The organism is Nisaea sp. (assembly GCF_039990255.1).
Taxonomy (GTDB): Bacteria; Pseudomonadota; Alphaproteobacteria; order Thalassobaculales; family Thalassobaculaceae; genus Nisaea.
Genome location: NZ_JBDXGG010000009.1, coordinates 17780 through 35671 on the forward strand (window position 1 = coordinate 17780; position 17892 = coordinate 35671).

Here is a 17892-nt window from a genome sequence, read left to right on the forward strand (position 1 = left end):
AGCCTCCTGCCAGCCTGGATTAGTCGGCCACTTCGGGTTGTGGTCGCGGTGCCGGCGGCAATGTTTCAAGCTGAGCCTCGAAAGCGCGCAGACGCTTGTAGACTGAAATCAGCTCGACGATGGTGCCCCAGCTCCGAACCAGAAACTGGAACGACGACTCCACTCGGCCGAATGCCCGTACAATCTGCTGCATGACACCGAGCGTAATGGTCCCGGCGACAATTGTCGGCGCGAGCGCGATATAGGGCACCAGAACGCCGAACTGCAAATAACTCCATTTGGCGACATCGAAATACATGTAGTGGAAGAAAAGCCGGAAATAGTTCTTCCGGACATTCTGGAACAACTCCCACACGGTTGGTGGCGTCGCACGGTCTTCGTGATCCTCGCCATAGACCAACTCTTTGCGATAGGCCGCCTCAACCTTCTGGTTATTGAATTCTAGACCCGGCAGTTTGATGCCGACCACGGCAAGCACGGCAGTCCCGAAGAGCGCGAAGATGATCGCAACGTAAACCAGCGCATGGTCCACCTCACCAAAGAACGGTATCTCTTTCACCTGCTTGGAAAGCCCCCAGAGGATCGGCAGAAAGGCAATCAGGGTCATCAGGGAGTCGAGCAGGTTACTGCCGAGCGATTCCATGATAGTTGCGAACCGTCTTGTATCTTCCTGGACGCGCTGGCTTGCCCCTTCGATATGCCGAAGATGCTGCCAGTGAGACATGTAGAAATTATTCATCGCTTGGCGCCAGCGGAACACCCAATGCTTGGTGAAAAAGCCTAAAAAGACAGCGACAAAAATGTAGATCCCTGCGATCTGCCCAAATGTCAGAAGCAGCTTGTAGAATTCTCCGATCGTAATACTTCCGGGCTCGCCGAGCGCTTTCTGGACCGTGTCGTAAAAGCCGCCAAACCATTCATTGATCTGGACGTCGAGCTGCACCTGGTACCAGGTACCCCCGACGATTAACGCCATACCAACCCACGCCCAGACCGCCCATTCGCGGTTCAGAAAGAAGGATCGAAACATCAGGTCACCTGTTTTCGTTTAAACTCAATACTCTGGATTTATAGACAGATTGCCTTCGGAACAACCAAACGGACGGTATTCTCCGTTAACATGTCAAAAAGCCGAGGCTAGGCTTCGTCGGATACATCCTCAATATCGACCTTGGGGCCCACATACGTAGTGTCCTGAAGTGACGGTATCGGGCCCAGTGCAGCATGCAACCAGACCGTCACCTTGGTCCCCACACCGAGAGTACTCTCTATCCTCAGCTCACCCGAATGAGCATCCACCAGAGATTTGACAATACTAAGGCCAAGACCGGTGCCTTCATGGCTGTGATGCGGGTGATTGTTCGCTTGGGAAAATGGGTCGGTGATGGTGGGCAGCTTGTCTGCCGCAATACCCTCGCCGCTATCCTCGACAATAAGGGCGATCATATCTCCCCGATCCGGCTCTGCGGAAAGCCGTATCCAGCCGCTCTCCGGAGTGAACTTCACCGCATTGGACAACAAGTTCAGGATGATCTGCCGCACGGACCGAAGATCAGCGAACAAGCGCAACGGTGCACTAGGCACACCCACTTCAAGATTGATTGATTTGTCGGCTGCGATCTTAGAAACCTCGACCGTGCTTTCCCGCAGCAGCTTCAGGAGGCCGATTTCCTCCTTCATGATCACACGCTTGCCAGCCTCAATGGCAGAGATATCAAGAATATCGTTTACTAGCTCCAGCATATGATTGCCGCTGTCATTTATAGCTTCCGCATATTCCTTGTAGGCTGGCGCGCCAACAGGGCCGAGCACTTCCTGCGAAAGCATTTCGCTGAAGCCCAGAATGGCATTCAGCGGTGTGCGAAACTCGTGGCTCATCGTCGCCAGAAACTCGGACTTCGCCCGGTTTGCCCTCTCGGCATCGAGCAAAGCACGGTCTCGGGAGATTTCCGCTTCTCTCTGCCTGGTGACATCGCTGCCAGTCCCGCGGTAGCCGAGAAACATGCCGTCATCGTCAAAGAACGGCATACCATTGATCATGACGGCGACTTCTCGCCCTTCATCATCGCGTGACATGTAGCGGAACCCGGTGAAAGGCCGCTGTGCCTCAATATCGGCGATATGCGCACGCCATTTCTCAGAGGTCAGGTCTTCGATCGTTGCCTCGAAACGGGTCCGCCCGAGATTGTTTTCCGTGATCAGCGCGCCATAATCCCTTGAACCATGCGCGAAATAAGTGAATCTCCCCTCGACATCGGTTTCCCAAAGCCAGTCTGAAGACGCCTCGGCAAAATCCCGGAACCGCTTCTCGCTTTCATGGAGTTGCATTTCCGTGCGATTGCGGTCTGTCATATCCTGCATGACGACGACAGCTCCGGATCGGTCTTCGTCCGGCATCGCGACAGCTATTTTAGAAACGGCATAGCTACGGGCCCGCCCCGACGGAAGAGCCAGCACCATGGAGGCAGGCTGGATAGTGGCCTCTGGTATGACACCGTCGTCCGGCTCAGTAACTTGCACAATGCGGGCGCTCGACCAGATTTCGTCGATTTTCTTTCCAGCGACATCAGGCAGATCGCACCCTATAAGCTGGGCGAAAGCGCTGTTCGCATTGACCAGAGCACCGTTGTCGTCTTCAACGAAAATCGGCATTGGCACGGCATCGATGATGTTCTGCCGCAAATCGATTTGCAGAAGTAAGGCTTCATCCGCGGCATGGCGTGCGCCAGCTTCAATTTCAGCCCGCGCCATCATTCTATGGAGAGCAATAATCATCAGCCCGAGGGCACAGACTATAGCCACGACTTGTGTCAGAAGAGACCCATAGGGCGCAAACCACTCCACATTGCGTAGTAACGGGTAAACAAGCTGTAGCAATCCCCAAAAGATGAAGAGCGCTCCGGTTATCCGATATCCAGCTCCCGTGCCGTGTGCGTCACTCTTTCGCCAGAGCGATACGCCGGTAAACACCAACCCGGCAGCCGACAACAGGAAGACGGGAAAGGTTCGGGCCAGAGACGGCAGATGGAAAATCTCGGCTGCGAGAACCCAGAAAACGATCAGACTGATGCCCAGGACAACCAACTGGGTCAGAACCGTATATCCAAGAAATCTGCGCGTTCCGGCCGCAAGCATAAAAGCCGACATGGCAACCAGAATTTCCAGGAAGATTGCCCCTGCTCCCGGCGCAATAAACGCGATGCAACCATTTGCGGCGGCACAAGCCCAGAACCCGCCAGCCCACCAACCCACTCCATCCGGAGCATTCGGAATCGACCGCAAATACGTCAACGCAGCAGCAAGAAACAACGACACGAGCATCGCGCTGAGCGCTGCTGTCTGCAATGAAATAGCCATATTCAGGCAGTCCCGCCTCTCCGTACGGTTTTCATTGGAACGCCGAAACCGTAATTATTTTGAGTGCACTAGCGAATACTAAGCCGTGCGCTACCGACCCGGGCAAGCCTAAATCGTTCATTCGACGATAATTCCACCCGTGAATGAGTGCGCAACAAGGCGCACGAATCAGAGACGCCTAATGCCTCGACGTTCCTGAATGCGATACTATTCCGAACAGGCTCCGGAAAGCTGGCGAGCCAGCTTTTGACTCACTTTGTGTAATCGGGCACGTCTTCCCAGCGGGACGGCGGCAGGTATCGGTGCCAATGGTGAAACGCCCAGCTTGAGCTCCAATCCGCGCTGACGATATGTTCCGGACCTAAACCAAAAACGGAGAGACACAATGGAAATTCGGGTCGACGATCTGACCGGTCCGGAAATTGCGGATTTGCTGTCCGCGCACCTGGAGCACGGCAACGCAAATTCGCCGCCGGAAAGCGTTCATGCCCTGGACCTTGACGGGTTGCGCCACCCGGACATCACGTTCTGGAGCGTTTGGGAAGATGGCAGTCTGCTTGGCTGCGGCGCGCTTCGGGAGCTTTCGGCGGACCACGGCGAGCTGAAATCGATGCACACAGCGCATCAACATCGCGGCAAGGGTGTCGCCCGTATCATGGTCGAACACATTCTGGCCGAGGCGAAACAGCGCGGGTACCGGCAAGTCAGCCTTGAGACAGGTTCCATGGAAGCTTTCGCACCGGCACGCGCGCTCTACAGTCGTTTCGGGTTCCAAGAATGCCCGCCTTTCGGCAGCTACAGTCTCGACCCTTACAGTGTTTTCATGAACCGGGATCTCGCCGCCTGAAGCATCCGGGTCAGCGGTTCTGCCAATTCGGCCGGCGCTTCTCCAGAAAAGCCGACATGCCTTCTCGGAAATCGGCGCTGGTATAAGCCGCTTCAATCAGGTCACGGTCGTCCGGGACTTCTCCGCTGGAGCGCAACCGGCGGAGCGCTTCTTTGGTAACCCGCATGGTGATCGGCGCATGGCCCTTCAGCATCTCCGACAGCTCGGTTGCGCGGCCCATGACCGCATCCCGATCCGGCAACACTTCGGAGACAAGACCGATCGCCTTGGCTTCCTCGGCGCCGACAAGACGAGCCGTCAGCAGCATTTCGGAAACCCGCGCCGGTCCAACCAGCCAGGACAGGCGCCGGAGGTTCTCGTTCGACAGGCAATTGCCAAGCGTTCGGGCAATCGGAAAACCAAACTTCAGATCGGCTGCGGTGATCCGAATATCACAAGAGGCCGCAACCGCGGCCCCGCCGCCCGTGCAGGCGCCATGAATTGCCGCGATGGTCGGCACTGGACAGCGTTCAATATCCGCCATCATCCGGTTCCCGTTCTCTTCGTAGGAGAACGCATCCTCGGCTGTCGAGAAATCCTTGAACTGGCCGATATCCGTGCCCGCCGCGAAGGCCTTGTCACCCGCGCCGCACATCACAATGGCGGACACCGTCTCCCCCTTGCCAGCGTTCCGGCAAATCTCCGCGACACCTTGATACATGGCGAAAGTGAAGGCGTTGCGCGCCTTGGGCCGGTTAAAGGTGATCCAGCCGATGCCGTTCTTCACCTCGTAGAAAAGATCCTCGGTCGTGTTTTCCAAAACGCCTCCCTTCGCCCGTTTTCGGGGTTTCGATTTTGCCGGTGTGCCCCGGAGAACTCCGTGGCAGAGTCGACCCCATGAAAGCAGGAAACAAAACCCTCGGTCCACGCCTTCGCGTCGTGCTGGACACGAATGTCGCCATAGGCCCCGGTCAGGCGGACCTTCTGGAAGCCATCGCGGAGACCGGATCCATCAGCAAGGCCGGCCGGTCCATGAACATGAGCTACCGGCGCGCCTGGTTGCTCGTGCAGCGGATGAACTCACACTTCCAGGCGCCTTTGGTGGAGACGGTCAAGGGCGGGAACAGCGGCGGCGGCGCTCGGCTGACAGCGCTCGGGCAGGATATCGCCAGCTGTTACCGGCAGATGGAAGCCCGGGCCGCCGAAGTGCTGGCGCCAGAGATGGACAGGCTGCGCGGTTTGCTGGCCAGCGACACGGAGAACAACGCCAGTGAGGAGAATTCTGCCACATCTTGACGAAGGCGTTATATCCGATGATACATAGCGCTCCTTTTCGCGAAACGCGCTGTGCACCACTGGGCCGATCATGAAACCGCGACTTTCAAGGCGTCTGGCGAAGCACGTGATCTCTCTGCCGATCCTTTCTTTGCTGACTGGCCTCGTGATCGGTATCGGAACCACCAAACCAAATTCCGCTCAGGCCGTCGAAGCCACAATCGCCGTCGCTGCTAATTTCTCCACCACCGCAAACAAACTGGCCAAAGCTTTTCAGACCGAAAGCGGTCAGACGGTGGTGATTGCCAGCGGGTCCACCGGACAGCTCTATGCCCAGATCAGGCAAGGCGCACCGTTCGATGCTTTCCTTGCCGCCGATCAGACCCGCCCTGAACTTCTTCACAAGGATGAGGCCGCGGGCAGAGAGCCCTTTACCTATGCAACCGGCCGTCTTGCATTGTGGAGCCCAACCCCTGATGCGGTCCCGGAAGACGGCGCAGCATTTCTGACCTTGGCTGAACTCAAGCGTATCGCCATCGCCAATCCGAAGCTCGCCCCCTATGGCATGGCCGCGAAGGAAAGCCTGACAGCCCTCGGCCTTTGGCAGACTTACGAGACGCGCATCGTAATGGGACAGAACATCGCCCAGGCATTCCAGATCACTGCGGTTGGTGGCGCACCGGTCGGTTTCGTCGCTTTATCGCAGTTACTAGCTGCGCCGGAGGAATTGCACGGCAGCCATTGGTCCGTTCCGGCCAACTTGCATACGTCAATCAGCCAGGATGCAGTTCTGCTGAAACGCGGTACAGGGAATCCCGCTGCGGAAGGTTTCGTCGCCTTCCTGACATCGCCCGCCGGTTGCAGCATTATCCGGGACGCCGGGTACCAACCTTCGGACCTCTGCACATGAGTCAGGGCGATCTTTCAGCCATCCTGCTGACCCTGAAGCTGGCCGGCGCAACGACTGTCATCCTCATCCTAATTGGAACGCCACTGGCCTGGTGGCTGGCTCATACACGTTCACGGCTGCGCTGGATTATCGAGCCAGCCGTCGCCCTGCCTCTCGTGCTGCCGCCCACCGTACTAGGCTTCTATCTGCTGATCCTGCTCGGTCCCGCCGGCGCCATTGGCAGTGCCTGGGTTCAGCTCACCGGCGAAACCCTGGCATTTTCCTTCTCCGGACTGCTGATCGCCTCGGTGATCTATTCCCTGCCATTTGCTGTGCAACCATTGCAAACCGCCTTTCAGTCGGTCGGTAACAAACATATGGAAGCGGCGGCCACACTCGGCGCGTCACCCCTCGATGCGTTCATGACCATCGCCTCGCCCATTGCCATTCGGGGCTATTTCACTGCGGCGGTCCTGACCTTCGCCCACACGGTCGGCGAGTTCGGCGTGGTGCTCATGGTCGGCGGAAACATCCCGGGAAAAACCCGGGTGATCTCCATCGCCATCTTCGAGCATGTGGAAACACTGTCCTATACAGAAGCCCACCGGCTTTCGATCGGCCTCCTGATATTCTCGTTCCTGGTGCTGATGGCGGTGACAATCCTGCACCGCAGGGCACCGGTTCGGGCGGGATGAGCAGGTCATGCTGATCATGCGCAGTACAGTCCGGTTTCCGGAGTTCAATGCGGACATCGATGTCTCGTCCCCCCTCTCCGGGATCGTGGGCCTGTTCGGCCCGTCCGGGCACGGCAAAACCACCTTGCTCCGGCTTGCCGCTGGCCTCGAGCGCGGCACGCAAACCTATGTCGAACATGACGGCGAGATCTGGCAGGACGATATAAACGGTGTGTTCGTCCCGCCCCACAAACGCGGCGTTGGCTTTGTCTTTCAGGACAGCCGGCTTTTCCCTCATCTCTCTGCCGGTGGCAATCTCGACTATGCGGCCAGAAGGGCAAATCCCGCTCGCGCTGAACCGACCCGCGACCAGGTCGTCGACATGCTGGATCTCGCTCCCCTACTGCACCGCAGAGTGGAGGAGCTTTCTGGAGGAGAGGCACAACGCGTAGCCATCGGTCGGGCGCTGGTTTCGCGGCCCCGCCTGCTACTGATGGACGAGCCACTGTCATCCCTCGATATCCGGCGCAAAATGGAGATTCTTCCCTATATCGAGCGCGTGCGGGAGGAAATGGAAATTCCCGTCCTCTACGTCACCCATTCCCTCGACGAGCTCAGCCGTCTCGCTGACCACATGCTCCTGATCAGGAACGGCGGCGTTGCGGCGGACGGATCGGTTCCGGCGGTGATGCAGCGCATGGATCTCGGTCCGATGCTGGGCCGCTTCGAAGCTGGCGTTATTCTGGAAGGGCCGGTCCTTGCACAAGACCCGGACTATTCGATGACCGACCTGGCAATCGGCAAGCAGGTCCTGCGCATGCCGAATATCGACGCCGAGCCCGGCACAATAGTCCGTATACGTGTCCGTGCCCGCGACGTATCGATCGCCATCGAAGAGCCCAGCGGTCTGAGCATCCGCAACGCCTTGCGGGTGAGAATTGCAGATATCGTTCTGGAAGACGGCGCATTCGCCGAGATCCTTCTCGACCTTGACGGGATGGGCCTCCGGGCAAGGGTCACCCGTGAAAGCGTCGCGTTGCTGAAGCTGGAAGCTGGAATGAGTGTCCATGCCCTGATCAAGAGCAGCGCCATCGACCGCCGCCTGATCCCTGGCGGCGGGAAGCGCCAGCGGACTTAGAACAGTTTTAAGGGATAACGAGATCGTTATTCGACTCCGCGCTCGGTAAAATGGGTGCTGATCTGAACGCTTGCACTCGAAAAATGATTTAGAACAATAAACTAGGCCGAATTAGGCATAAAAGCTCTGCGGATTTCAATAATGACTCTCATAATTACAATCATTGCTATTGATAAAAACTCTCATTATCACATTTCATCTAACGGCTGATTCTTAAAAAAGTACGCGGAGGAAACTTCATGCGCAGATCGTCTATACTTGCCACCACAATGCTCACAGCTTTGGTGTTCTCATCACCGGCGGCGGCCGACGACCGCGTCTATGCGGACTTCCCGGTCACCGTGAAAGGTTATACCGGCAGCAAGACCTCGTCGGTCTCGTATTCCGGCCAGATTGCCCGTCACGCTCTGCATGATTCATTGAAGAAGCTCGCGGGTTCCGGCGACGGAAGCAGCCCGGAAGACCTCAAGACCAGAATGATGGCTTACTTCGCGAAAAGCGATGCTGGACGGGATATCCTGGCGCCGAAGTCCAAAGGTCCTTTCGTCATCAAGCAGAGCATGATCGACGAGATTTCCAAGAAAAAGAACCTCGGCGGGAAAACCACGAAAGCGACCGTTACCGGCATGCCCAACAACATGACCGGCCCTGAGCTGGTCGAGTTCTGGATCGGCAAAGCGGCGCAAACCAAAGGCGGGGTCGATCTCGCAAACGGCTACAACTACAGCCAGCTCATCTCCAAATTCATCATGGGTGCGGTGTCCTACAATCAGGCCGTGGACGGCTATCTCGACGAATATCTGGGCCCGGACAAGAAGCCGAACGACAAGCCTTACAGGGACGGTGCGCCTTACACGGGCAAGGAACATGCCTGGGACGAGGCGTTCGGTTACTTCGGCACGCCAGCCCATACGATGCAGCTGACTTCGCGTCAGGTCTATGACATCGCCAAAAAGAAGAGCGATGCGCTCGCAGCCGCAGACTTCAACAAAGACGGCAAAGTCGACCTGAAGACCGAGATGACATTCGGACCGGCCTACTACGCTGCCGGATTTGATGCCTCAGTCTATGACAAGGGCAACGCCACCAGTTACCTGCATACGATAACAGGCGCGTTCCTCGACGGGCGCCACCTGCTTACGGATGTCAAAGGTGAGAAACTGACCGCTGCCCAGCGCGAACAGCTCCGGGCCTATGCAAAGGTCATCGGAGAGAATTGGGAAAAAGTTCTCGCCGAAGCGGTCTTCAAATATGCCGGCTCTGTCTACAAGGACATGGTCAAGCTGCAGACGATCATCGAAGCCAACGGCGACACCGCGAAGGTCGAGCGCAACTACATCAAGCACTGGGGTGAGCTCAAGGGCTTCAGCCTCGCGCTGCAGACCGGCAAGGAAAATCTCGGCGAGACCGCGACACGCCTGAACCGGATGATCGGTTACGGCCCGTTGATGATCAATGCCAGCCAGGTTGTCGATATCGACAATGCGGGCAATTATGTCCGCGATCAGGGCTCATCGTGGGGCGAGTACATGCTGCATATGGCAAAAGTTCAGCAGCTCATGATCGACACATTCAAGGTGCAGGCCCGGAACAACGACGTCACCGGGAACATGTCCGACCTGGCGAAAAGCCTGGGCGGCACCAGCAGCGCCGAAAACGACTGACCTGAACCACCCGGCGGGTGCTATGACAGCAGCGCCCGCCGGCTACATTTGAGTGCCATCAGCCATGGACGACGTCCTATACAGCTACATGGAGCAGGTCATTGCTCCTTTCTGGAATCCTGAAAAGCGGGTGTTCCTGGGCTATCTGGCAGGTGCGGTCTTGCTTGCCGCGCTTTTCTATATTGTGACCGTGCCGGGTCACTGGCGTCAGGCACTGGCGGACGCATTCGGACGGCGGATCTGGTGGTCGCCCTCAGCAAAGGCCGACTATAAGATCTTGCTCATCAATCAGGCTGTTCTGATGGGCGTGATGCCCCGCCTTCTCTCGAAACTTGCCGTCGCGACCGTGATCTTCGAGGGGCTGCACATATGGATGGATGGACGAACCCTGATATGGCCGGACGCTCCGGTTTGGGCAATCGGTGCGCTGTTCACCCTCACTCTGTTCATGCTGGACGATTTCGCGAAATACCTCACGCACCGGGCTTTGCATCGCTGGCCTGTGCTCTGGTGTTTTCACAAAGTCCACCATTCCGCCGAGACATTGACGCCCTTGACCGTTTACCGGACCCACCCGGTTGAGGGGATGATCTTCGCCTTGCGCGGTATCCTCGTCCAAGGTGTCGTGGTTGCGACGTTTATCTACTTTTTCGGCGGCCGGGCAGAGTTGGTCACCATCCTGGGCGCGAACGCGGTCCTCTTCATTTTCAACGCCGCAGGCTCCAATCTCCGGCATTCCCATGTCTGGATTTCCTACGGCCGCTGGATCGAGCGCCTTTTGATTTCTCCGGCTCAGCATCAGATCCATCATTCCATTGCACCTGAGCATTACGACAAGAATTTTGGCTCGGTGCTGGCGATCTGGGACTGGCTCGGCGGAAGCCTTTGCCTCGCTGGGCGCCGGAAGCCGGTATCTTTCGGTGTTACCGCAGAAGAAGCACCCTCGCCGCATGCACTGAAATCGCTCTATATAACACCTGTCTTTGAGGCCGTGCTTTGTGCACGGCGCTCGGCGCGGAAAGGACTGTTCCTGATGTCGTCCATACTATCGACAGCTCTTCGGCGGACCGTCGCCGGCGGCCTGATGTTTCTGATCCTGGCCCTGACTACGGCCGGATACGCCTACTCGCAGCAGGAACTGAATATTTACTCACACCGGCAGCCCTTCTTGATCCAGCCTTTCATCGATGCCTACACCGAGCAGACCGGCACCAAGGTGAATGTTGTCTATGCCTCACGCGGGCTCGCCCAGCGTCTCCAGGCGGAAGGCGAAAGCAGTCCGGCTGACGTCATTCTCACGGTGGATATCGGCCGGCTCCATGTCTATGCGGACAAGAGCCTGCTGGCCGCCGTTGATTCTCCCCTGCTCCAGAAGAACATTCCGGCGCATCTGCGGGATCCGAAGAATCATTGGTTCGCCTTCTCCAAACGTGCCCGGGTGATCGCCGTCTCGAAAGACGTCGAAGATGTGAAGAAAATTTCCCGCTACGAGGACCTCAGCGATCCGGAATGGGAAGGGCGGATATGCTCGCGCCCCGGAAGTCACGTCTACAATCGCGCTCTCGTCGCCTCCATGATCAGTGCAGATGGCGCCGATGGGGCGGAAAAATGGGCAAGCGGCATCGTCCGGAATCTGGCACAGCGGCCGCAGGGCAACGACCGCGCCCAGGTACGGGCGATCTACCAGGGCGTTTGCGATATCGCGATCATCAACAATTACTATTTCGGCAAACTGAAATTCTCCGACAAACCGTCGCAACGCGATTGGGCTGATGCCGTCACCTTGATTTTCCCCAATCAGCAGGACCGGGGAACGCACATCAACATCTCCGGCGGGGGCGTGGCGAAGTACTCACAGAACAAAGCGGAAGCCATCCGTTTTCTCGAGTTCCTGACCTCTCCCGAAGCCCAGCGGCTTTACGGCGCAATAAACTTCGAGTATCCGGTGAACCCTGCCGTCGGCATTCCGGATGAACTCCGGTCGTGGGGAACATTCAAGGAAGATCAGGTGTCGATAGAACGCATCGCCAAACTGGCGCCAGAGGCACAGATGATTATCGACCGGGTTAGATGGTAGCAGAACCAGTTACGTCCAGACGTATGGGCGTCCGGGCCTTCATTAACCCGCTTTATCTGGCGAGCGGACTTCTCGCGATTGTCCTGCTCATCCCTATTCTCTCTGTTTTCGTCGCCGCCGCCGGGGATAGCGAAGGTCTGTGGTCGCATCTGGCCTCGACTGTATTGCCCTATTATATCGGCAACACTCTGGTTCTGATGGCTGGCGTCTCTGTGGTCAGCCTCTGTCTTGGGATCAGTTCGGCCTGGATCGTGACCCGATACGATTTTCCCGGCTCCCGCTGGTTCGAATGGATGCTGCTGCTCCCAGCGGCCGTGCCGGGTTATCTGATAGCCTACACCTATACTGACTTCCTGGAATATGCCGGGCCCGTGCAGGTGGCATTACGAGATCTTTTCGGCTGGACCAGCGCCCGGGATTACTGGTTTCCGGAAATCCGCTCCATGCATGGTGCCTCTCTGGTGATGGGTGCCGTTCTCTATCCCTATATTTACATGATGGCGCGCGCCGCCTTTTTGACGACGCCGGCGTCGCTGCTTGATGCAGGACGCCTGGCGAACCGCAATCTGTTCTGGGGCATCGCCTTGCCCCTGGCGCGCCCGGCAATCGTAGCTGGGCTGGCGCTGGTGCTGATGGAAACGATTTCAGACTTCGGTACCGTCGAGTTCTTCGCGATCCACACCCTCACCCTCGGCATCTTCAATGTCTGGCTCGGAATGAACAATCTCGCGGCAGCGTCGCAGATCGCTTGTGTGGCCTTCATTCTGATCCTCGCTTTGCTAACGCTCGAAACCATGGCCCGCACACGACGGCGCTTCGCCGACACATCGCGCCGCGCCAATACCATGGAGGCTCTTCCGGCACACAAGTGGAAGGCTGTGGTTTGCATTTGTGTCTGTGCAGCACCGATTATCATTGGGTTTCTGATCCCGGTCGGCGTTCTGCTGAACTTCGTCCTGAAAGGGTATTCAATCGACCTGACGGGTGCAGCCGCCGAAGCTGCGGTGAACTCGCTCAGCCTGTCAGCGATGGTCGCAGCGCTGGTAATCGCTTCGGCGACATTCATGGGTTTGGTTTCCGTCTATGGCGGAGGCAGGCTCCTCCGCAAGCTGACGGCTCTCGCATCAATCGGTTATGCATTTCCCGGGACCATTCTTGCCGTCGGTGTCGTGACCGCGGCCGGGCTTCTGGACCGGGGGATGGCTTCAATTGCCGGATACCTGTTCGGAGATACACATGGCGGTTGGCTGACAAGCGGCATCGGCCTCGTCGTGATGGCCTGCGTGGTCCGATTTCAGGCCGTCGGATACGGCGCGGTTGCTTCGGGCCTGCAGCGCGTACCCTCGAACCTGATTGAGGCTAGCCGAACCCTTGGGCGGACTTTGACCGGCGGTCTGGTTGAAATTGTTTCTCCGCTGATCCGGACTGCGGTCGCGGCCGGTGGCGTCCTCGTCTTCGTGGACGTCATGAAAGAGCTACCGATGACACTGCTGTTGAGACCGTTCAATTACGAAACGCTTGCAACCTTCGTCTATCAGTACGCCAAGGACGAACTACTGGAAGAGGCGGCCCTGCCGGCGCTTCTGATCATTGCGGCAGGTATCCTGCCGGTGATAGTTCTGAGCCGAGCGATCTCCGCTTCCCGGCCCGGACGTCGCCGCTCCGCCTGAGGCCGGTATCGCGAGTCCTAAAATGAGCTCTGAGGCTGCACCTTCCGCAGTGGAGCGCCGGAACCTGTTCTTCCGGCTGTCCGGCTTCTATGGCGCATTCTTCCTGCTGTTCGGCGTGCTGCTACCGTTCCAGCCGGTCTGGCTCGACAGCCGGGGGCTCGGGCCAGTCGAGATCGCGTCGATCATGGCCGCGATATTCTGGGTGAAGATGATCTCTCACCCGCTGGTGGCGCATATCGCCGACCGGCGCGGCCAAGGGCGCCGGCTGTCCATCGTACTGGCCGTGCTGGCACTCATCACATGCCTTGCTCTAACCGGCGCTACGGGGTTCTGGCCCATAGCCCTGCTCTGCGGACTGTTCGCCGCGCTCTTCAATCCGATCCTACCGGTGATGGAGAACATTTCCCTGCGCGTAGTCCGTGATGCCGGGCTCGATTACGGCCGGGTACGGCTCTGGGGGTCGATAAGCTTTATCGTCGGCACAACGGCGACGGGAGCCTTCCTCTCCGGGCGTGATCCGAACTGGATCATGTGGATTGCCGCTGGCACGGTGAGCCTGATCCTGGTCGCCTGCTGGACCATGCCGGAACGCGCGCGTCCGGCAACAACGCGCCGGAGCAATCCGCTCTCCCTGCTGGCCCGGCCGGACTTCCTGCTATTCGTCGCTACCGCCGGCCTGCTTCAGGTCAGCCATGCCGTCTATTACGCTTTCGGCTCCATTTCCTGGCGCAATGCCGGGTTGGACGAAAGTATGATCGGATTTCTCTGGGGTATCGGTGTTGTCGCCGAGGTTCTTTTGTTCGCCTTCGCCGGACGTTTCTCCCGCAAGATAGGTCCGCTCGGCTTTCTTGCCTTCGCAGCGATCGGCGGCCTGATCCGCTGGCCACTCACCCCGCTGACCAACGATCCGCTGCTGCTGGTGCCGCTCCAATGCCTGCACGCCCTCACCTTCGGCGCGGCCCATCTGGGAGCGATGGCCTATCTGACGCGCTCAATTCCCGATCATCTCGGCGCCACCGGACAGAGCCTCTATTACGCACTGACCGGCGGCGTCCTGATGGGCGTGACAATGCCGCTTGCCGGCATGCTGTACGAAGATATCGGGACCGCCGCCTATAATGCGATGGGCGTTTGCTCGGCACTGGCCCTGCCAGGGCTGTTCATTCTCTGGCGAATCCAAAGCAGAAAGACAGCCAAAGCCTGAGCCCCGTTCAGGCCGCTTGTCGCCTCGATACCAACTCTGCCGCCTCACGGATCAATTCCGGCCGGGCATCGTCGCGGAAGGCATTTTCCGAGAGATGACGGCGCCAGGCGCGGGCACCAGCGCAGCCCTGGAAAAGCCCGAGCATGTGCCGGGTGATGCTTTTCAGCGGCACGCCTTCGGCCATACGGCGGGCAGCGTACTCCACCATGGCATCGGCCACCTCCCAAGGCGTAAGGGTGCTCTCGACGGCACCGTAAAAACGGCGGTCAACATCGGCCAGAACCCACGGCGTCTGATAAGCTGAGCGGCCGATCATCACGCCATCGACATGCGCCAGTTGCGCTTCCGCTTCGTCGAGCGTAGCGATACCGCCATTGATCGAGACCTGAAGGGCGTCGAATTGCTGCTTCATGGCATGGACCAACGGGTAGTCCAGCGGCGGCACATCCCGGTTTTCCTTCGGGCTGAGGCCCTGCAGCCAGGCCTTGCGGGCATGCACGATGACATGACGGCACCCGGCGTCCGCAACCTGACGGATGAAATCGGGCAGAACCGCCTCCGGCTCCTGATCGTCGACACCGATGCGAGACTTCACCGTGACGGGAATGGAAACCGCATCGCTCATCGCATCGACACAGCGCGCAACCAGATCGGGCTCCCGCATCAGGCAGGCACCGAAACTGCCGGACTGCACCCGGTCGCTCGGGCAGCCGACATTGATATTCACTTCTGCATAGCCCCAATCCTCGGCCATGCGGGCACACTCGGCCATGGCATCCGGCTCGCTGCCGCCAAGCTGCAGCACGAGGGGATGCTCCGACGCGTCATACCGCAGGAAACGCTTGGCATCGCCGTGCAACAGAGCACCTGTCGTCACCATCTCGGTATAGAGGACCGCATGCCGGCTGATCAGCCGCAGGAAATAGCGATCATGCCGGTCGGTCCAGTCCATCATCGGTGCGACGGATATGCGGTGAAGCTCTGTCACGTCTCTTATAGCCTTTGGCTGCAATCTGCCCCTTCATATCGTCTGCAAAGCAAGGTTTCCATCGGGAAAACGGAAGACCTGATCTGTGGAGGCACCCAGACAGTCGCGCCTGTCACTCCTCATACACCTCCGGATAGCCCTGAGAGAGATGCATCCTTGTGCATCTGATCTATGCCGCTCCAAGCATATCGACCGACTGAGAACACTCAATCTGCCCGACCCGGGAAAATGTCAGCCGTGCTTGACCGCATGAGCGGGCGATTTCCGACGCGGGCATCCAGAATGTCGGGCGCCAGGTACGGGCGCATCTCTCCGGCACTCTTGCCTCAATTCCGGCGATCATCCGGACTATTTCCGGATACGGGACTGAACAGGAATGCCTGGCTGTTAGGACCTGTTCCAGGCGCGAGCAGCTTTCGGAAAGTCCCGAAAGAACCAGGATGTTTCCAACTACCGTCGGCCGGTCAAACATGCGTAACCGGCAAGAGCCATCCCATACCGCCAGCGCTCACTTCGCGGGTGATACGCCGCGCGCCTCCGTCATGGCCTGTAAGTTGTCTTCCAGCCAGGTTGCGAGCGCCTTGACGTGAACCACAACCCCCTGACCATGTGTTGTCAGACTGTACTCGACATGTGGGGGAACAACGTTAAACGACTTGCGGTGGACAAATCCGTCCTGCTCCAGCGTTTTGAGCGTCTGGGACAACATCTTCTCGCTGACACCGCCAATAATACGGCGCAGATCGCTGAACCGCAGGGTCTGGTTCTGAAGGGCAATCAGAACCAGAACGCCCCAACGGCTTGTCACATGATTGAGCAGACTGCGGGATGGGCAATTCTCGCTCATGACATCGCCGAAATATTTATTTTCAACATTCATCGCGATTTTTCCATACTAACCAATTTGTGCGTACTTCCATTTTGTTAGTTAGCTATTATCAGGGACCTCGTCAAGACCAACAGGGAGATATCCGATGATCATTGCGGTCTCCGCAAATCCCGGAATGGCCGCACTGTGATTTGACGATGCCGGTCTCAAATAGACCGTCCCGGCTCGTGCTTAACCTTCAAAGATAGAGGTCCAAATGAAACACTTACTCAAAGCCCTTGTACTGACCCTGGCCATCAGTGTCGCTCCGGTTGCGGCCCATGCGAATTCCGCCAAGGAGATCGTTCTGACGGCCGTGACCGAAGCGTTCATAAACGGCAATACCGACGCAATTGATCAGTATTTTGCCGAGGATTACATCCAGCATAACCCAACAATTGCGACCGGCGCTGCGGTGATCAAAGAGTTGTTCGCCCACACGCCCCCCAACTTCAAATACGAGATCGGCATGGTCATCGCCGAAGGGGATATGGTCGCGATCCACGCCCGCATCACCGGCTTTGGCCCCAAGCCCTTGATCGGAGTTGATATTTTCCGCGTCGAAAATGGTCTGATTGCAGAGCACTGGGACGTCTTGCAGGAAGAAGTGCTCGATACAGTGTCCGGCAATCCCATGTTCGAGCCGATGAAATAGAAACCGTTAAGGGCGGGCCGCCACATGACGGTCCGCCCTCTTGCGCGCCACGTATCGCCGGTTCTCAGGGTTTTCCGCATTTCAGAAGACCACAAAGGCCTGGTTCAAAATTCCTCATGTTCTTCCAGCGCGCTGTGCAGTGCGAACCAGCTCGCCTTATCGGACAACCAGATATGCTTCACTTCCCTCCCCCCCGGATCCGTATCAAGAGTTCCAAGACGCAGGATTACATGCCCCGTACCCTGCTTCTTCGCATAAATCTGCGAGCCGCAGGTGCCACAGAAATGGCGCTGTTTTCCAGGCGATGATTCGAAGGACTTCATGTGCTCCCGGCCGGAGAGCACGAAATCTTCATCCGCCACCCTGGCAACGCTCGAGAAGGCACTGGCGTGAGCCTTACGGCATGTTGAGCAATGGCAGTGAACAATGTCGCCGACCGTGCCGGTCACTTCGTATGTCACTGCTCCGCAAAGACAACTTCCTTCAATCATCACCCTGTCCCTTTTTCAGCTCACACCATCCGGCCCGCAAGTCCCGGCGCGTTCATCTGCGCTTCGACCAATGGACGCTAATTTCACAGCGCCAATGTCGCGAACAACTGAAGCAA

General features: G+C 58.0%; 16 protein-coding genes. 10 read left to right on the forward strand and 6 right to left on the reverse strand.

The window, feature by feature from the left end; all coding sequences use genetic code 11:
* Positions 1-19: 19 nt before the first annotated feature.
* Together sbmA and ABJ076_RS08075 are read right to left on the reverse strand one after the other, a co-directional pair.
* Positions 20-1030, reverse strand: a complete 1011-nt coding sequence (gene sbmA / locus ABJ076_RS08070; protein ID WP_348193695.1) for a peptide antibiotic transporter SbmA — start codon at positions 1028-1030, stop codon at positions 20-22.
* A 107-nt stretch (positions 1031-1137) separates the two neighbouring features.
* Positions 1138-3357, reverse strand: coding sequence for an ATP-binding protein (locus tag ABJ076_RS08075; protein WP_348193693.1), 2220 nt, complete (start codon positions 3355-3357; stop codon positions 1138-1140).
* Between the two features lie 385 nt (positions 3358-3742).
* Here ABJ076_RS08075 and ABJ076_RS08080 point away from each other — a divergent pair, with 385 nt between their 5' ends.
* Positions 3743-4204 (forward strand): GNAT family N-acetyltransferase, encoded by a 462-nt coding sequence (locus ABJ076_RS08080; protein WP_348193691.1) that lies wholly within the window; start codon positions 3743-3745, stop codon positions 4202-4204.
* A 10-nt stretch (positions 4205-4214) separates the two neighbouring features.
* Here the strand turns inward: ABJ076_RS08080 and ABJ076_RS08085 are convergent, their stop codons facing one another.
* Positions 4215-5003: an enoyl-CoA hydratase/isomerase family protein gene (locus tag ABJ076_RS08085; protein ID WP_348193689.1), complete on the reverse strand. Its 789-nt coding sequence runs from the start codon at positions 5001-5003 to the stop codon at positions 4215-4217.
* A 77-nt stretch (positions 5004-5080) separates the two neighbouring features.
* Here ABJ076_RS08085 and ABJ076_RS08090 point away from each other — a divergent pair, with 77 nt between their 5' ends.
* The 8 genes from ABJ076_RS08090 to ABJ076_RS08125 all read left to right on the forward strand — a co-directional run bounded on the left by ABJ076_RS08090 (position 5081) and on the right by ABJ076_RS08125 (position 14774).
* Positions 5081-5479, forward strand: coding sequence for a LysR family transcriptional regulator (locus ABJ076_RS08090; protein ID WP_348193687.1), 399 nt, complete (start codon positions 5081-5083; stop codon positions 5477-5479).
* 70 nt (positions 5480-5549) lie between these two features.
* Positions 5550-6368: a molybdate ABC transporter substrate-binding protein gene (gene modA / locus ABJ076_RS08095; RefSeq protein ID WP_348193685.1), complete on the forward strand. Its 819-nt coding sequence runs from the start codon at positions 5550-5552 to the stop codon at positions 6366-6368.
* Positions 6365-7042 (forward strand): molybdate ABC transporter permease subunit, encoded by a 678-nt coding sequence (gene modB / locus ABJ076_RS08100; protein WP_348193684.1) that lies wholly within the window; start codon positions 6365-6367, stop codon positions 7040-7042. Before modA ends, modB begins: the two co-directional genes overlap by 4 nt.
* 7 nt (positions 7043-7049) lie before the next feature.
* On the forward strand, positions 7050-8159 hold the full coding sequence (gene modC / locus ABJ076_RS08105; RefSeq protein WP_348193682.1) for a molybdenum ABC transporter ATP-binding protein: 1110 nt from the start codon (positions 7050-7052) through the stop codon (positions 8157-8159).
* Positions 8160-8398: 239 nt separating this feature from the next.
* Entirely contained in the window at positions 8399-9823 is a 1425-nt protein-coding gene (locus tag ABJ076_RS08110; protein WP_348193680.1) for a DUF4856 domain-containing protein, read from the forward strand.
* A gap of 64 nt (positions 9824-9887) precedes the next feature.
* Positions 9888-11900: an extracellular solute-binding protein gene (locus tag ABJ076_RS08115; protein WP_348193679.1), complete on the forward strand. Its 2013-nt coding sequence runs from the start codon at positions 9888-9890 to the stop codon at positions 11898-11900.
* Complete coding sequence (locus ABJ076_RS08120; RefSeq protein WP_348193677.1) at positions 11894-13570, forward strand: iron ABC transporter permease; 1677 nt, start codon at positions 11894-11896, stop codon at positions 13568-13570. Before ABJ076_RS08115 ends, ABJ076_RS08120 begins: the two co-directional genes overlap by 7 nt.
* Positions 13571-13592: 22 nt before the next feature.
* Positions 13593-14774, forward strand: coding sequence for an MFS transporter (locus ABJ076_RS08125; RefSeq protein WP_348193675.1), 1182 nt, complete (start codon positions 13593-13595; stop codon positions 14772-14774).
* A gap of 7 nt (positions 14775-14781) precedes the next feature.
* Here the strand turns inward: ABJ076_RS08125 and dusA are convergent, their stop codons facing one another.
* Together dusA and ABJ076_RS08135 are read right to left on the reverse strand one after the other, a co-directional pair.
* Entirely contained in the window at positions 14782-15762 is a 981-nt protein-coding gene (gene dusA, locus ABJ076_RS08130) for a tRNA dihydrouridine(20/20a) synthase DusA (RefSeq protein ID WP_348193673.1), read from the reverse strand.
* 508 nt (positions 15763-16270) lie between these two features.
* Complete coding sequence (locus ABJ076_RS08135) at positions 16271-16642, reverse strand: helix-turn-helix domain-containing protein (protein WP_348193671.1); 372 nt, start codon at positions 16640-16642, stop codon at positions 16271-16273.
* Positions 16643-16847: 205 nt separating this feature from the next.
* Between ABJ076_RS08135 and ABJ076_RS08140 the strand changes: the two genes are divergently transcribed.
* Positions 16848-17285 carry a nuclear transport factor 2 family protein gene (locus ABJ076_RS08140; RefSeq protein WP_348193669.1) on the forward strand — a complete coding sequence of 146 codons (438 nt, stop codon included), beginning with the start codon at positions 16848-16850 and terminating at the stop codon, positions 17283-17285.
* A gap of 104 nt (positions 17286-17389) precedes the next feature.
* On the opposite strand, the gene ABJ076_RS08145 is transcribed toward ABJ076_RS08140, so the two are convergent.
* Positions 17390-17776 (reverse strand): GFA family protein, encoded by a 387-nt coding sequence (locus ABJ076_RS08145; RefSeq protein WP_348193667.1) that lies wholly within the window; start codon positions 17774-17776, stop codon positions 17390-17392.
* Positions 17777-17892 lie beyond the last annotated feature (116 nt).

Bases quoted from the DNA above. Each gene is read 5' to 3' on its own strand.
- sbmA (WP_348193695.1), bottom strand. From the start codon at position 1,030: ATGTTTCGATCCTTCTTTCTGAACCGCGAATGGGCGGTCTGGGCGTGG.
- ABJ076_RS08075 (WP_348193693.1), bottom strand. From the start codon at position 3,357: ATGGCTATTTCATTGCAGACAGCAGCGCTCAGCGCGATGCTCGTGTCG.
- ABJ076_RS08080 (WP_348193691.1), top strand. From the start codon at position 3,743: ATGGAAATTCGGGTCGACGATCTGACCGGTCCGGAAATTGCGGATTTG.
- ABJ076_RS08090 (WP_348193687.1), top strand. From the start codon at position 5,081: ATGAAAGCAGGAAACAAAACCCTCGGTCCACGCCTTCGCGTCGTGCTG.
- modA (WP_348193685.1), top strand. From the start codon at position 5,550: ATGAAACCGCGACTTTCAAGGCGTCTGGCGAAGCACGTGATCTCTCTG.
- modB (WP_348193684.1), top strand. From the start codon at position 6,365: ATGAGTCAGGGCGATCTTTCAGCCATCCTGCTGACCCTGAAGCTGGCC.
- modC (WP_348193682.1), top strand. From the start codon at position 7,050: ATGCTGATCATGCGCAGTACAGTCCGGTTTCCGGAGTTCAATGCGGAC.
- ABJ076_RS08110 (WP_348193680.1), top strand. From the start codon at position 8,399: ATGCGCAGATCGTCTATACTTGCCACCACAATGCTCACAGCTTTGGTG.
- ABJ076_RS08115 (WP_348193679.1), top strand. From the start codon at position 9,888: ATGGACGACGTCCTATACAGCTACATGGAGCAGGTCATTGCTCCTTTC.
- ABJ076_RS08120 (WP_348193677.1), top strand. From the start codon at position 11,894: ATGGTAGCAGAACCAGTTACGTCCAGACGTATGGGCGTCCGGGCCTTC.
- ABJ076_RS08125 (WP_348193675.1), top strand. From the start codon at position 13,593: ATGAGCTCTGAGGCTGCACCTTCCGCAGTGGAGCGCCGGAACCTGTTC.
- ABJ076_RS08135 (WP_348193671.1), bottom strand. From the start codon at position 16,642: ATGAATGTTGAAAATAAATATTTCGGCGATGTCATGAGCGAGAATTGC.
- ABJ076_RS08140 (WP_348193669.1), top strand. From the start codon at position 16,848: ATGAAACACTTACTCAAAGCCCTTGTACTGACCCTGGCCATCAGTGTC.
- ABJ076_RS08145 (WP_348193667.1), bottom strand. From the start codon at position 17,776: ATGATTGAAGGAAGTTGTCTTTGCGGAGCAGTGACATACGAAGTGACC.